Source organism: Rubrivirga halophila (assembly GCF_046845755.1).
Classification (GTDB): Bacteria; Bacteroidota; Rhodothermia; order Rhodothermales; family Rubricoccaceae; genus Rubrivirga.
This window is the reverse complement of record NZ_CP177357.1, coordinates 1042567-1056762: the sequence shown is the minus strand read 5'-3', so window position 1 is coordinate 1056762 and position 14196 is coordinate 1042567. Positions and strand designations below refer to the sequence as shown.

The window sequence follows — 14196 nt, the reverse complement described above, 5'->3', positions numbered from 1 at the left end:
TACCATGCGGCCATGACGTCGCCTCGCCTCCTCCGGTACGCCCTCGCCCTCGCCCTGCTCGGCGCCGTAGGCTGCGCGGACCCGGCGCCCGCGCCCACCGTTCCGGCCGAGAGCGCCGCGCCGGCCGACACGTCGAGCGTCGGGCCCGCCGTGATCGCCGAGACCGTCTACGTCCCGGCGTACTCGCACATCTACTCCCAGGACGGGAGCCGCAAGATCGACCTCAGCGCCACGCTCTCGATCCGCAACACCGACCCGGACCGCGCGATCCGCGTCCGCGCCGTCCGCTACGTCGACTCCGACGGTCGACTCGTCCGGACCTACGGCGACGACGTCATGGTGCTGCCGCCGCTGGCCTCGCGGGCGTTCGTGGTCGAAGAACGGGACCTGACCGGCGGCGTCGGCGCCAGCTTCCTGGTCGACTGGGAGGCCGGAGCCGCTGTGAGCGCGCCGATCATCGAGGCCGTCATGATCAGCACCGCCGGGGCTCAGGGCATCTCGTTTGTGACCCGGGGCACGACCGTGCGCCCGCTCGCCCCCACCCCAGCCGAATGACCGAGTCCCCCGTCGCCCTCGTCACCGCCGCCAGCCGCGGCATGGGCGCCGCGTGCGCGAGGCGCCTCGCCGCCGACGGCTACCGGCTGGCGCTGACCAGCCGGACCGACGACGTGCTCGCGCTCGCCGACGAGCTCGGCGCGGTCGGCGTCACCGGCGACGTGTCGGACGCCGACGACCTCGCCGCCTTCGTGGACGCCGCCCTCACCGCGTACGGCCGGATTGACGCCGTCGTCTGCAACACCGGCCACCCGCCCAAGGGCGACCTCCTGGCGATCACCGACGACGAGTGGCACGCGGGCCTCGACCTGGCGCTGCTGAACACGGTCCGGCTCGCGCGCCTCGTGACGCCCATGATGGAAGCGCAGGGCGGCGGCGCGATCGTCAACGTGTCGGCGTTCGGGGCCGTCGAGCCGTCGCCGGACTTCCCGGTGTCGTCGGCGGTCCGGGCGGCCCTCGGGGCGTTCGTCAAGCTCTACGCCGAGCGGTACGGCGCCGCGGGGATCCGGATGAACAGCGTGCTGCCGGGCTTTATCGAGACGTACCCCGTCGACGAGGAGACGCTGGCGCGCATCCCCGCCGGCCGGCCGGGCGGGGTCGACGAGGTCGCCGCGACGGTCGCGTTCCTGCTGTCGGAGGGCGGCGCGTACGTCACGGGCCAGAGCGTCCGCGTCGACGGCGGGCTGACGCGGTCGATCTAGCGCCCGGGGAGGCCCGGGCTGTTAGTTTCCCAACACCCCCTCCCCTCGTCGATGCTGCGACCGGCCCTGCTCTCCCTGCTGTTCGCCGCGCCGCTGGCGGCCCAACCTGCGGAGGCCGATGCCTCGCCGCCGCCCACCGACTCCGAGGTCGTCGCCGTGTTCACGGACGAGCCGCCCCGCATCGACGGCCGACTCGACGAGCTGCTGTGGGACCGCGTCGAGCCGATCCGCGGCTTCACGCAGGTCTGGCCCGACGACGGGAGCGAGCCGACCGAAGCGACGGAGGTGCGCGTCGCCTACGACCGCGACCACCTCTACGTCGCCTTCCGCAACCTCGACCGCGAGCCTGCCCTCATCCGCGCCAAGAACCTCGAGCGCGGCGGCCGCAACGACCGCGACGACCACGTCTACATCGGGCTCGACACGTTCCGCGACGGCCGCAATGCCTACCTCTTCGAGATGAACGCGCTCGGCACCCAGGACGACGCGACGATCACCGACGAGGGGCTCACGATCGACAGCTTCTCGTGGGACGCCGTCTTCCGCTCCGAGACCCACATCGGGCCGGACGGCTGGACGCTTGAGGCCGCCATCCCCTTCCGACAGCTCCGCTTCCCCGAGGGCGACGACCTGTCGTTCGGGTTCATGGTCTCGCGGATGATCAACCGCAAGAACGAGCGCGTGATCTGGCCCGACATCGGGCTCGAGCGCGGGAGCAACTTCCTGTCGCTCGCGGCGGTCTCGCGCTACGGCGTCGTGACCGGCCTCAAGGACATCCACCGGGGCCTCAACCTCGAGGTCAAGCCGTACGGCATCACCGGCTTCCAGCAGTCGCGCCCCGACCTGGGGCTTCCGACCGAGGACGCCAGCGTCTCCGCCGACGCGGGCGTCGACATCAAGTACGGGCTGACCTCGAACCTGACGCTCGACCTCACGGTCAACACCGACTTCGCCCAGGTCGAGGCCGACAACGTCCAGATCAACCTCAGCCGCTTCAGCCTCTTCTTCCCCGAGAAGCGGGAGTTCTTCCTCGAGCGGTCGGGCTTGTTCGAGCACGGCAACCCGCGCTCGACGCAGACCTTCTTCTCGCGCCGCATCGGCCTGACGGAGGACATCCTGGCGGGCGCCCGCGTCACCGGTCAGGTCGGCCCGCTGTCGATCGGCGCGATGAGCCTGGAGACGGGCTCCGGGCTGGACAACCTGTTCGGCTCGCAGTCCACCACGAACACCGTCGCCCGCGTCCGCGCCGACGTGCTCCCCAAGACGACCGTCGGCGCGATCGCGACCGACCTGCGGACGGCCGGCCGCTCGAACCAGGCGCTCGGCGTCGACGGGCTCGTGCGGTTCGGGCGCGGCGGCGAGGTCAGCGGCTGGGCCACCCAGGTGTGGGACACTGACCCGGCCCTGACGAGCGCGGCGGGCCACGTGTTCGGCCGGGTGCAGAGTCAGACGGCCGAGGTCTCGGGCTCGCTGACCAGCGTCGGCGCCGGGTACGCCCCGGCGCTCGGGTTCGTCCGCCGCCGCGACCTCCGCCAGGCCTCCGCCGCCGCCACCTACCGGCCGTTCGTAACGGTCCCCGCGCTCCCGTTCGTCCGACGTGTCTCGGCGAGCGCCGAGGGCGACGTGATCACCGGCCAGGACGGCGAGCTCCAGACGACCGCCGCCTCCGCCGCTTTCCGCGTCGACTTCCCCCAACGCGACTACCTCGCGCTGAGCGTCGACCGCAGCTTCGAGCGGCTAGAGGAGCCCTTCGCCATCCGAACGGACGAGGTCGTGGCGCCGGGCGACTACACGTTCGTCCAGGTCGGCCTGACGGGCGAGACCGACTCGAGCCGGCCGGTCTTCGGCCGTGCCTCGGCCTCGACGGGCGGCTTTTTCGACGGCACGCGGACCGACCTCTCGGCGACGGCCGGCTGGCGCCAGTCGCGGCACCTCGTCTTGGAGCCCAGCGTGTCGCACTCGGTCGTCGACGTCGGGAACGGCGACTTCGCCGTCACCGTCGGCTCGCTGTCGGCGCTCACGGCCTTTAGCCGGACGCTCTTCGGCCGGACGCTGCTCCAGTACGACAACGTCTCGCGCCAGCTCCGCGCGAACGTCCGGCTCGACTGGATCCACCGCCCCGGCTCCGACCTGTTCGTCGTCTTCAACACGGCCTACGGCCGGATCGACGAGGGGGCCGACCCGCTCGACCCGCGCCGGACGGTCGTCCTCCGCGACCGGCTGGCGGTCGTCAAGCTGACGTACCTAGTGCTGATCTAGCGGGCCGTCAGCGGCCGATGGTCTTCGACTGCGCTGCGGCCTCCTCGTCCGGCTCGGCCGTCGGCTCGGCGCTCCCGTCGAGGGCATCTTCTTCGGGCGCCAGCAGGGCCAGCACGTCCGAGGTCGTCGCCAGGATCTCGACGGCGCCCTCGCGGCGGAGCTCGTCTTCGGTGCCGAACCCGCACAGCACGCCGACGGCCTGCGCGCCGACCGCCGCCGCCGTCTGCATGTCGACCGTCGTGTCGCCGACGACCAGGCAGCGCTCGGGCGCGACGCCCATCGCGTCGGCGCAGTACAAGAGCGGGTCGGGGTAGGGCTTCATCCGGGGCGTCGTCTGCGCGCCGGCCACGGCGGCGAACAGGTCGAGCACGCCGTAGTGCTCGAAAAAGGCCCGGATGCGTGCCTCGCCACCCGTCGAGAACGCGCTGATCGGGTACCGCTCGGCCACGGCGTGGAGCATCTCGTCCACGTCCGCGACGAGGTCATGCGGGATGTGGTCGGCGGCCTCCGGCGGGTGCGACTCTGCCCGCTCGCGCTGGCCGCGCACCCGCTCCAGCACCCCCCCGATGGCGGTTTTGACTGTCGCCAACTCGTCGTCCAGGCCGAGCCGGTCGATGGCCCCGTACGCCGCGTTCGTCGGGGTCTCCGCCGCCATCACGATCCGTCGCGCCAGCTCGGCCGCCCGGCGGCCGCTCACCAGGGGGATCGCGTCCAGGGCGGTGGCGACCTGCGCCACCAGGTGGTCGTCGGTGTCGGCAAGCGTGCCGTCCACGTCGAAGATGACGGCGTCGATGCGGGAAAGGTCGAGCACGGGTCTGGATGGGTGGGTCCGAGAAACCGGGCCGGCCGATCGAGGATCCCCGCTCTCCGCGACGCGAAGGGTTCAGTCCTGCCGCCTGCGCCGGCCGCTGGGGGAACGAGATCGAGACAACCTGCGCGTCTGAAGTCGTCTGTTTTCAACACGCGGTGGACCGGCCGATGAGGGTGTCAGGTTGTGTCACCCCCCTTAGACATTTCCGGCACAAGGGGTTGCAGCCGATCCGAGAGTCGGAGTACCTTCGCCGCGAGCCAGGTTCCTCCTGTGGATAACTTTCCACGAAGACACTCTGGCCTCTGGCTTTTCCCACCCAAGCCCCCTGACCTGATGAATCGACTCATCCCAGCCATGAGCGCTGCCGCTGCCCTCGTCGGCCTCGGCGTGTTTATCGTCTTCCAATTCTAGACAGCCCTGCTGTCTAGCTCGCGAGCGCCGCCCGGCTTGTCCCGGCGGCGCTCGCGTCGTTTTGGGGTGAGGGGCCAGGAGACGGGGCGCGGGCTGACGCGTCCCCCGGGGACCAAAAGACAGGCCGCCCCCAGACCCTTGGCCTGCCGATAGCTTGCGGGTGCCCCCACCCCACCCGCATGAGTCCCCTCGACTGGGCGATCGTCGCCGTCGTCCTCCTCCTGACCCTGGGCTTGGCGGCCGTGTACGCCCGCCGCGCCTCCCGGTCGACCGACGAGTTTTTCGCCACGGGCCGCTCGATGCCGTGGTGGCTGGCGGGCACGTCGATGGTGGCGACCACGTTTGCGGCCGACACGCCGCTCGCGGTCGCGGAGCTCGTCGCGCAGTCCGGCGTCGCGGGCAACTGGCTATGGTGGTACGCTGCGCTCGGCGGCATCCTGACCGTGTTCTTCTTTGCGCGCCTGTGGCAGCGGAGCGGCGTGCTGACGGACGTGGAGCTCGTGGAGCTGCGGTACGACGGCGCGCCCGCCGCCTGGCTGCGCGGGGTTAAGGCCGTCTACTTCGGGCTGTTCGCGAACGCGATCGTGATCGGCTGGGTGGTGCTCGCGATGACGACCGTCTTCCGCGTCCTCTTCCCCGGGATGACCATCTTCGGCGCGACCGAGTGGGCGGGCCTGAGCGCCCCGACGCTCGCCGTCGGCGGGTTGATGCTGCTGGTTGGCGTGTACTCGATGATCGCCGGGCTGTGGGGCATCGCCATCACCGACGTGTTCCAGTTTTGCCTCGCGATGGTCGGGTCGGTCGCCCTCGCGTGGTACGCGCTCGACATCCCCGAGGTGGGCGGGATCGCCGGCCTCAAGGCGGCGCTGCCCGCCGAGGCGTTCCGGTTCACGCCCGTCGTGGGGAACGCGGTCGAGGGCGCGGCGACGCTCGCGCTGTCGGGCGTCGCGTTCGCGGCGTACCTCGGCGTCCAGTGGTGGGCGAGCTGGTACCCGGGCGCCGAGCCCGGCGGCGGCGGGTATGTGGCCCAGCGGATGCTGGCGACGCGGTCCGAGACCGACTCCGTGCTCGCGGTCCTGTGGTTCGCCATCGCCCACTACTGCATCCGCCCGTGGCCGTGGATCATCGTCGGGCTGGCGGCGCTCGTGCTGTACCCCGGGCTCGAGACCCCCGGCGAGGGCTACGTCTTGGTGATGCGCGACGCGCTCCCGTCCGGCCTGCTCGGGCTGCTGTTCGCCGCGTTCCTGGCCGCCTTCATGTCGACGATCTCGACCCAGCTCAACTGGGGCACGAGCTACCTCGTCAACGACCTGTACCGGCGGTTCATGGCGACCGGCCGGTCCGAGCGCCACTACGTGCTCGTGTCCCGCGTGCTCACGCTCGCCCTCGCCGTCGGCGGGTTCCTGCTGGCGACCCAGCTCGACTCGGTCTCGGGCGCGTGGGGGCTGCTGCTGAGCGCCTCGGCCGGGATGGGGCTCGTGCTCATCCTGCGCTGGTACTGGTGGCGGATCAACGCGTGGAGCGAGCTCGTCGCGACCGTCGTCCCGCTCGCGATGGTCGGGCTCCAGCTGGTCGGCGTCGACGTGCCGTTCCTGACTTCCGAGTTCCCGACCAACCTGTTCGGCATCGCCGCCATCACGACGGTCTCGTGGCTGGTCGCCACATTCGTTACTGCGCCGACAGGGCAGGCGACACTCGACACATTTTACCGGCGCGTCCGGCCCGGCGGTCCCGGCTGGCGGCCCGTCGCCGCGCGCCAGCCCGAGGTCGAGGTCGACACCGGGCTCGGGCGCCTGTTCGTGCAGTGGCTCGCGGGCAGCGCCGCCGTGTATGCCGCCCTCTTCGGCATCGGCTGGCTCGTGCTCGGCGAACCCATCAAGGGCGCGATCACGCTCGCCGTCGCCGTCGCCGTCATCTTCGCGCTCGTCCGCTCCCTGCGTGCCGACGACGCGGCGTCGATCAGCGGATGACGACGATCCGGGTGAAGGCCGACTCCGCCAGCGTCCAGACGCGGACGGCGTAGACGCCGGCGGGGACGCGGCTGGCGTCCCACGTCAGCTCCGGGTAGCCCGCCGGGAGCTGGCGGCCGTCGGCCAGCACCGCCACGCGGCGGCCCTGTGTGTCGTAGACCTCGGCGCGGATGCCCAGGTCGGTCGGCAGCTCGAGCGGGATCGTGACGACGCCGCGCGTGGGGTTCGGGAACGAGGGCCCCGCCGCCAGCGCGTCCGGCCGCACCAGCACGTTGAGCGCCAGCGCCACCTCGACCGCGCCCCGGAGCGGGTCATTCGTCGCGATGTCGAGCGTCTGGGCATACGCCGACGGTGCCACATTCACGCCCGTCACTGTCACCTCAACCGTGGTCTCGGTGTGGGGCGCGACGGTGCCGCTGGCGGGGGTCACCTCGCGAACCCACGACGGCAGCGCAGCCGTGTCGATGTCGAACGTGAGCGGGCCGTCGCCGTCGTTCGCGATCACGAACGAGACGCTCCGGCTCACGCCCTCCAGCAAGGTCAGCTCCACGCCCGTCACGTCCAGGCGGGCAGTCGGCGGCGCGAACGCGGTCCCGTCGATCGTCACGAGCGCTTCGGGCCCCGCGGCGTCGGTGTCGATGCGGACCGCGAACGCGCCCGACTGGCGGGCCGTGATCGCAAGGTCGAGCACGGCGACCGCGCCCGGGGCCACGACGGCCGGCGCCAGCGACACATCCGCTTGCGTGGAGGTCGCGCCCGAGACGGTGAGCGGCTGGTCGCTGGCGTTCGTCACGCGGACGCCGACCGTCGTGGGGATGTGCACGAACAGGTTCTCGGTCGCGTCCTCGGCGAACGCGAGCGCGTAGCCGCCGGCGACGAGCGTCGGGCGGTACTGGCCCACGAGCGCGTCCGTCCGCTCGGCCTGGCCCGGCGTGAAGTTGGTCATGCACGAGTCGTGCGAGTAGTCCATGTAGTTGCGGACCGGGTCGAGGCCGGGGTCGAGCGGACATGAGTCGCGCGAGACGGGGCAGCCCGAGGCGGGCGACGCCTCCTGGGGCGTGTCGGCGACGCCGTCGTTGATCGACGAGCACCCGCCGGCGAACGTGTGGTCGAGCCCGAGCCAGTGGCCGACCTCGTGCGTGCCGGTGTGGCCGAGGTTGTACGGCGCCGCCGTCCCGCCCGGCAGCGACCGGTCGAGCACGACGACGCCGTCGGTCTCGTCGCGCTCCGAGGCGCCGTACGGCAGGGTCGCCCAGCCGAGGTAGTCAAGCCCGAGACTGGCGGTGTAGACGTTCAACACGCGCGCCGGGTCGACCTGGAGCGCCCGCTTCATCGCCCGCTCCTCCCCCGACCCGAGCCGCAAGTCGGTGTACCAGTCGGCGTTGTCGACGCGGTTAACGGCCGCGAGCGCGAACCGGAAGCCGGTCGTGCGGAACGCCGAGTTGAGCGTGTCGACCTGCGCCTCCAGCATCGCCAGCGGGAGGTCACCCCGCGTGCCGTCGGTGAGGACGTGGAACACGACGGGCACGGTCGTCGGCGCGTCGGGCCCGATCCGGAGCGCCGACAGCTCGCGGTGGCGCTGCACGATGGCGGCGCGCTCGATCGACTGGGCGACGGTCGGCGACGGCGTGGCGCACCGCCGGCCGTCGAGCGTGACCTGGGCCCCCGTCGCGGGCGCAAGCAGGAGGACGAGGAGGCCGACCGCGGAAAGGCGCACAGGTGCAAAGGGTGTCTCGGCGCAAGCTACGCGCCGGGTCTGCGGATTCGTGCCCCGGATCGGCGCCGGCCGGAACCCATCGGCCCCGCGCATCATCCCCTCGGACATTTCCCCCCCGAAAGATGCCCGCGCAGTCTGGCGACACCGTTTCCGTTCACTACGCCGGCCGTCTCGACGACGGCACGCCGTTCGACTCGTCGGAGGGCCGCGAGCCGCTCCGCTTCACGCTCGGCGCCGGCCAGGTCGTCCCCGGCTTCGACGCGGCCGTCACCGGCATGGAGGTCGGTGAGGAGAAGACAGTCCGGCTCGACGCGGCCGACGCGTACGGCGAGCGCCGCGACGACCTCGTCCTGCAGGCGCCCCGAACGGCGTTCCCCGAGGGCGCGGCGCTCGAGGCCGGCATGGGCGTCCAGCTCGGCCTGCAGGGCGGCGGCTCGGCCGAGGCCCAGATCGTCGACGTGAGCGACGAGACGATTACGCTCGACGCCAACCACCCGCTCGCGGGCCAGGCCCTCACGTTCGACCTCACGCTGGTCGATACCGCCTCGTAACCCGGCGGCGCCCCGGCCGTTGGGCGACTTTGCGGACTGCCCCCCGACGCCATGCCCCTCCTCCTGCCCGCCGGCCGCTCCGTCCTGACCGTCGCCGCCCTGCTGGCGGTCGCCGTCGGCGCGGCGGCGCAGACCGACGCGCGCCGCCCGCCCCTCTACCTCGCCGAGCAGGGCGGCACGAAGGTGTACCTGCTCGGCTCGGTCCACGTGCTCCCCGAGGGCGCGCTGCCGCTCCCCGCCCACGTCGAGGCCCTGTTTACGGCCGCCTCCGTCGTCGCCTTCGAGATCGACCTCGACGCCGCCGCCGAGCGCGCCGCCGACCTGTTCGCCGCCGCGACCGACGAGGCCTCGGTCGGCGACCTGCTCGACGACGACCAGCGCGCGGCGCTGTACGCCTCGATGGAGGGGTTCGGGATGCCGGCCCAGATGCTCGACCCGTACGAGCCCTGGTTTGCCGGGATGACGTACGGGATGCTGTCGCTCAAGGGCGACGGGAGCTTTGGCGAGGGCGTCGACGCCTACCTCTTCCGCCGAGCGGGCGAGGCGGGCAAGGAGATCTTGGCGCTGGAGACCCTGGCCGACCAGATCGAGGCCTTCGATCGGCTCTCCGACACCGGGCAGGTCGCGTATCTGATGGACTTGGTGGCCACCTCGGCCGGGGCCGCCGCCGCCTTCGACGAGCTCGTCGACGCCTGGGGCTCGGGCGACGACGCCCGCCTGTCGGCCGTGCTCGCGCACGAGCTCGGCGACGGCGAGGTCTTCGAGTCGCTGCTCGCGCGCCGCAACCGGGCGTGGATCCCGACCATCGTCGCGCTCCTCAACCGGCCCCGCGACGTGTCGCTCGTCGTCGTCGGCGCCGGGCACCTGGTGGGGCCCGAGAACGTGATCGCGCTGCTCCGCGCCCAGGGCGTCAAGGTGCGCCGGTTGTAGCTAGGCCACGTCGAGCGGCTGGACGAGCCGGCCCGTCGACCGCCCGTGCATCGCGTCGCGCATCGCGAGCGCCAGCGTGGTCAGCACGAGCCCGCCATTCGCGTTCGCCTGGATCGCGTCGGCCGCCTGCTCGACGAGGTCCGCCATCGCGCCGAGGTCGGCGTTCGGGAGCGCGGCCACGAACTTGTGGACGTTCTCGGCCTGGTCCACGTTGACGATCGGCGCGTCGGGGCCACCGACTTGGGCCAGCACCAGGTCGCGGATCCATAGCGAGACCAGCCCGAGCCACGACTTGAGCCCCTCGCGCCCCAGCTTGGTCGCCGTCTGCACGACCGGCGCCACCTTGTCCGGCCGCCCCATGAACGCCGCGCGCACGAACTCGAGCGCCAGCAGCCGCTGCCCGCCGACGGCGGGGCTCCCCCACACCTCGAGGGCGCGCGTGTACGACCCGTCGGCCATCCGCGCCGCGACGCCCGCCTCGTCGGCCGGCACGCGCGACCGCGACACGAGCGCGGCCTCGATGGTCTCGGGTGGGAGCGGGTCGAACCGGACGCGCTGGCACCGCGACAGGATCGTCGGGAGCACGAGGTCGAGCCGCTCGGCGGTGAGTAGGAGGACCACGTCGGGGCCCGGCTCTTCGAGCAGCTTCAGGATCGAGTTGGCCGCCTCCGTCCGGATCCGGTCCGCGTCCGTCAGCACGCCGACGACGTGGCGGCCCTCGGCGGGGACGAACGTCATCTCGCGGCGGAGGAGTTCGTCGATGGGCCGCTTGCGGTGCTCGACCTGCTTGTTGCTGGGCCCGTCGTCGTCGAGCGCGCCGCGCTGGCGGTAGTCGACGGGCGCGTAGGGCTCGGCGGCGAGCCGCGCCAGGCGCTCGGGGTAGTCGCCCGGCCGGTCGTCCTTGTCGGCGCCCTTGCTGGTCTTGGGGAACGGGAGGTAGACGTGGAGGTCGGGGTGGATCAGACGCGCGGCCTTGGTGCAGGCGAGGCACGTGCCACACGCATCGCCCTCCGGCCCGCCGGGCCGTCCGCGCCGCTCGCACAACAGGGCCTGCGCGAACGCGAGCGCCCCCGCCCGTTTGCCGGTCCCCGCCGGCCCGTGGAGCAGGTAGGCATGCGCCACGCGCCCGCTGGCGAGCGCGTGCGCCAGCAGGTCCGTCGCCCGCTCCTGCCCAATGACGCGGCTCCACATGGCGCTAGGCGGCGACGACGCTGCCGATCCGGAACGCCGGCTGCCCGAGCGCCCCGAGCACCGTCAGCGCCCGCCCGACCGACCCCTCCGGCACGACGGCCACCAGCCCGACCCCCAGGTTGAACGTCCGCCGCATGTCGTCCTCGGGGACCTCGCCGACCTCCTGGATCAGCTTGAAAAGGGCCGGCCGCGACCAGGCGTCCCAGTCCACGTCGAGCGCGAGCCCATCGGGCAGGATCCGGTTCGTGTTGCCCACGAGGCCGCCGCCCGTCACGTGCGAGAAGCCGTGCGCCAGCCCCTCCGACAGCAGCGCCTGGATGGCGTTCAGGTAGCTTTTGTGGACCTTGAGGAGCGCGTTGCCGATGCTCTCGCCGCCCAGCTCGTCCGGCGTGTCGGCGGCCACGAACCGGTCGAAGAGCACCTTGCGCGCGAGCGTGTAGCCGTTCGTGTGGAGCCCCGTCGAGGGCAGGCCGAGCAGCACGTCGCCCGCCTCGATCGCCGAGCCGTCGATGATGGCGTCGCGCTCGACGACGCCGACGATCGTGCCGGCGAGGTCGTACTCGCCCGGCCGGTACATGTCGGGCATCTCGGCGGTCTCCCCGCCGATCAGCGCGCAGCCGTTCTCCTTGCACGCCTGGGCGAACCCCTTCACGACCGACTCGACGACGCCGGGCCGGATGCTGCCCGAGGCGAAGTAGTCGAGGAAGAACAGCGGGCGCGCGCCGCTGACGGCGATGTCGTTCACGCAGTGGTTGACCAAGTCCTGCCCGACGGTCCCGTGGCGGTCGACCCGCTGGGCCACCTTGAGCTTGGTCCCGACGCCGTCCATCGACGAGACGAGCACGGGGTCACGGTACTGCTCGCGGTCGAGGGCGAACAGGCCGCCGAAGGCGCCGACGTCGGTGAGAACGCCGGGCGTGAACGTGCCCCGGACGTGCCGGGTAATCCGGCGGACAGCTTCCTCGCCCGCCTCGATGTCGACGCCGGCTTCTTTGTAGGTGGCCATGGGCTCGCGCGTGTGGACCGGCAAGCTAGCGGGGCGCGGGCGCGAGCGGGGTGGAAGAGAGTGAGGAGCGCAGGAGCCTGCTGGCGCCAAGCCATCATCAGGACGCTGCGCCACGATCTGGCTCGCGCGGCATGCCCGTGCTGGCGCCCGCGGCCTCTCCCCCACTCACGCCGAGCGCCACGGCGGGTCCGTCTTGCCCAGGAACGCCGCGACGCCGGCGCGGCAGTCGTCGGTCGCTCGCGCGAGCGCGTTGAGGCGCGTCGCGTACGAGAGCCCCTCGGCGAGACCCATCGAGGGCACGTCCGCCAGCAGGCGCTTGGTGAGGGCGACGGCGCTCGCGCTGGTCTCTGTCGCCAGCTCGCGGCACAGCGCGTCGGTCGCGTCGTCGAGGTCGTCCGGGGCGACGGCGCGGGTGACGAGCCCGATCCGCTCGGCCTCGCCGGCGTCGATCAGGTGACCGCGCAGCAGGAGGTCCCGGGCCGTCGCCTCGCCCAGCTTGCGGACCACGAACACGGACACGATGGCCGGGACGAACCCGATGCGCGTCTCGGTGAAGCCCAGCTTGACGCCATCCGCCACGAGCGAGAAGTCGCAGACGGCCGCCAGCCCGCAGCCGCCGGCGATCGCGTGGCCCTGCACCTTGGCGACGACCGGCTTGGGCAAGGTGTAAATCGTCTCGAACAAGCGCGCGAGCAGTTCGGAGTCGGCGAGGTTCGCCTCGGCGCTCGCGTCTGCGAGCGCTTGCAGAGCTGTGAGGTCGGCGCCCGCCGAGAACGCCCGGCCGGTCCCGGTCAGCACCACGACGCGAATGCCGTCGTCGCGGCCGGCTTCGGCCAGCGCGTCGGTGAGCGCGGCCACCAGGTCGGCCGAGAGCGCGTTGCGGACCTCGGGGCGGTCCAGGGTGAGCGTGAGGACGGGGCCGTCGAGAGAGGACGTGAGCACGGGCGAAAGGGCAGGGAGTCCGCAAGATCGCCCAATGCTCGTCCCGTCAGGCGCCCACGATCTCGCGCACCGCCGCCACGCGCTCCGCCAGCGGCCCGCCGACGACGGTGTACGGGATGCCGCGCACGGTGAGGTCGTTGCGGATGGCGCCGTCCTGGTACCGCTGGACCTCCGGGTGCGCCCGGTGGCCGTCGACCTCGAACGGGATGCCGGGCGCGCAGACGATCGTGTGGGCGTACCGCGCGCGGCACCGGCCGGCGTACGCCTGGACCTCGGGCGGGCACGCGCCGAAAAAAAAGAAAGCGTACTGCTGCGTCGTGAGCGCGTTCGTGTCGACGATCAGAAACCGGCGGGCCCGGCGCTCGAGCGCGTCTTCGAGGGCGACGTGCTCGCGGCAGATCGTGACGTAGTCCGCAAGCGGCAGGTCGTCCCCGGCCTCCACCCAGAGCCGCCGCCCGACCTCCTCGACATACGGCTCGCCTAGCGCGTCGGCCACCGCTTGCGCGAGTGTCGTCTTGCCCGTCGACTCGGCGCCCAAAAAGACGACGCGCTGGACCGGCCGGCTACGCGACGCCATACGTCCCTCCGGTCTGCTCCGCGACGAGCCGCCGCCATTCAATAATGCCCTGCACGCACAGCGCCAGCAGGACCGCGTACACGCCCGCCGTCAGGACCAGCGCCTTCGAGCCGTACACGACCACAGCCACCACGTCGACGGCGATCCACAGGGCCCAGTGGTCGATCACGCGGCGCATCATGAGAAGCTGGGCGACGACGCTCCCGCCCAGGATGAACGAGTCGGGGTACGGGAGCGCGGCGTCGGTGAACCGGTCGAAGACCGTCCCGAAAAAGAGGACGGCGAGGGCGACGGCCGCCAGCGCCGCCAGCCGCTGGCGCGGCGCGAGCGTCGAGATCGGGAGCTCCGTCCGGCCCTCGCCGCCAAACCGCCACGTCCACCAGCCGACGACGCAGGTCCCTAAGAAAAAGACCTGGAGCACGACGTCGGCGTACAGCTTGGCCCCGGCGAACAAGACGGCGAACAGCGACACGGCCACCATCCCCGTCCACCACGTGTGGACGCTGTTGCGCCGGGCGAGATACACCGAGGCGACGAGGGCGACGTTGGCGGCGATCTCCAGGCTCATGGCGCAA

General features: G+C 72.2%; 13 protein-coding genes. 6 read left to right on the top strand and 7 right to left on the bottom strand.

The genetic code is table 11. The features are described from left to right. The first annotated feature begins 12 nt into the window (after window positions 1-12). Genes ACLIRP_RS04475 through ACLIRP_RS04465 form a run of 3 tightly spaced genes read left to right on the top strand, consistent with a single transcriptional unit; the run spans window position 13 to window position 3515 of the window. Window positions 13-555 (top strand): DUF3124 domain-containing protein, encoded by a 543-nt coding sequence (locus ACLIRP_RS04475; RefSeq protein WP_412062760.1) that lies wholly within the window; start codon window positions 13-15, stop codon window positions 553-555. Continuing rightward, window positions 552-1256, top strand: a complete 705-nt coding sequence (locus tag ACLIRP_RS04470) for an SDR family oxidoreductase (protein WP_412062759.1) — start codon at window positions 552-554, stop codon at window positions 1254-1256. The genes ACLIRP_RS04475 and ACLIRP_RS04470 overlap by 4 nt, the downstream gene beginning before the upstream one ends. Window positions 1257-1307: 51 nt before the next feature. Beyond that, entirely contained in the window at window positions 1308-3515 is a 2208-nt protein-coding gene (locus ACLIRP_RS04465) for a DUF5916 domain-containing protein (RefSeq protein ID WP_412062758.1), read from the top strand. 7 nt (window positions 3516-3522) lie between these two features. Here ACLIRP_RS04465 and ACLIRP_RS04460 read toward each other — a convergent pair whose 3' ends face one another. Then, window positions 3523-4326 carry an HAD family hydrolase gene (locus ACLIRP_RS04460; protein WP_412062757.1) on the bottom strand — a complete coding sequence of 268 codons (804 nt, stop codon included), beginning with the start codon at window positions 4324-4326 and terminating at the stop codon, window positions 3523-3525. A 590-nt stretch (window positions 4327-4916) separates the two neighbouring features. On the opposite strand from ACLIRP_RS04460, the gene ACLIRP_RS04455 reads away from it, so the two are divergent. Next, the gene (locus ACLIRP_RS04455; protein WP_412062756.1) at window positions 4917-6707 is read left to right on the top strand and encodes a sodium:solute symporter family protein; all 1791 of its coding nucleotides are present in this window, start codon (window positions 4917-4919) and stop codon (window positions 6705-6707) included. On the opposite strand, the gene ACLIRP_RS04450 is transcribed toward ACLIRP_RS04455, so the two are convergent. Next, window positions 6697-8424, bottom strand: a complete 1728-nt coding sequence (locus tag ACLIRP_RS04450; protein WP_412062755.1) for a M43 family zinc metalloprotease — start codon at window positions 8422-8424, stop codon at window positions 6697-6699. The two genes, ACLIRP_RS04455 and ACLIRP_RS04450, sit on opposite strands and share 11 nt — an antisense overlap. A 122-nt stretch (window positions 8425-8546) precedes the next feature. On the opposite strand from ACLIRP_RS04450, the gene ACLIRP_RS04445 reads away from it, so the two are divergent. Together ACLIRP_RS04445 and ACLIRP_RS04440 are read left to right on the top strand one after the other, a co-directional pair. Next, window positions 8547-8975 (top strand): FKBP-type peptidyl-prolyl cis-trans isomerase, encoded by a 429-nt coding sequence (locus ACLIRP_RS04445; RefSeq protein WP_412062754.1) that lies wholly within the window; start codon window positions 8547-8549, stop codon window positions 8973-8975. 51 nt (window positions 8976-9026) lie between these two features. After that, window positions 9027-9905 carry a TraB/GumN family protein gene (locus ACLIRP_RS04440; RefSeq protein ID WP_412062753.1) on the top strand — a complete coding sequence of 293 codons (879 nt, stop codon included), beginning with the start codon at window positions 9027-9029 and terminating at the stop codon, window positions 9903-9905. On the opposite strand, the gene ACLIRP_RS04435 is transcribed toward ACLIRP_RS04440, so the two are convergent. From ACLIRP_RS04435 to pnuC, 5 genes are all read right to left on the bottom strand, one after another. Beyond that, window positions 9906-11096, bottom strand: coding sequence for an ATP-binding protein (locus ACLIRP_RS04435; RefSeq protein WP_412062752.1), 1191 nt, complete (start codon window positions 11094-11096; stop codon window positions 9906-9908). A 4-nt stretch (window positions 11097-11100) separates the two neighbouring features. Further along, window positions 11101-12102, bottom strand: a complete 1002-nt coding sequence (gene purM, locus ACLIRP_RS04430; protein WP_412062751.1) for a phosphoribosylformylglycinamidine cyclo-ligase — start codon at window positions 12100-12102, stop codon at window positions 11101-11103. A 165-nt stretch (window positions 12103-12267) separates the two neighbouring features. Then, window positions 12268-13044 (bottom strand): enoyl-CoA hydratase/isomerase family protein, encoded by a 777-nt coding sequence (locus ACLIRP_RS04425; protein WP_412062750.1) that lies wholly within the window; start codon window positions 13042-13044, stop codon window positions 12268-12270. A 46-nt stretch (window positions 13045-13090) separates the two neighbouring features. After that, window positions 13091-13621, bottom strand: a complete 531-nt coding sequence (locus tag ACLIRP_RS04420; protein ID WP_412062749.1) for an AAA family ATPase — start codon at window positions 13619-13621, stop codon at window positions 13091-13093. Further along, window positions 13608-14189: a nicotinamide riboside transporter PnuC gene (gene pnuC / locus ACLIRP_RS04415; protein ID WP_412062748.1), complete on the bottom strand. Its 582-nt coding sequence runs from the start codon at window positions 14187-14189 to the stop codon at window positions 13608-13610. The genes ACLIRP_RS04420 and pnuC overlap by 14 nt, the downstream gene beginning before the upstream one ends. Window positions 14190-14196: the final 7 nt, after the last annotated feature.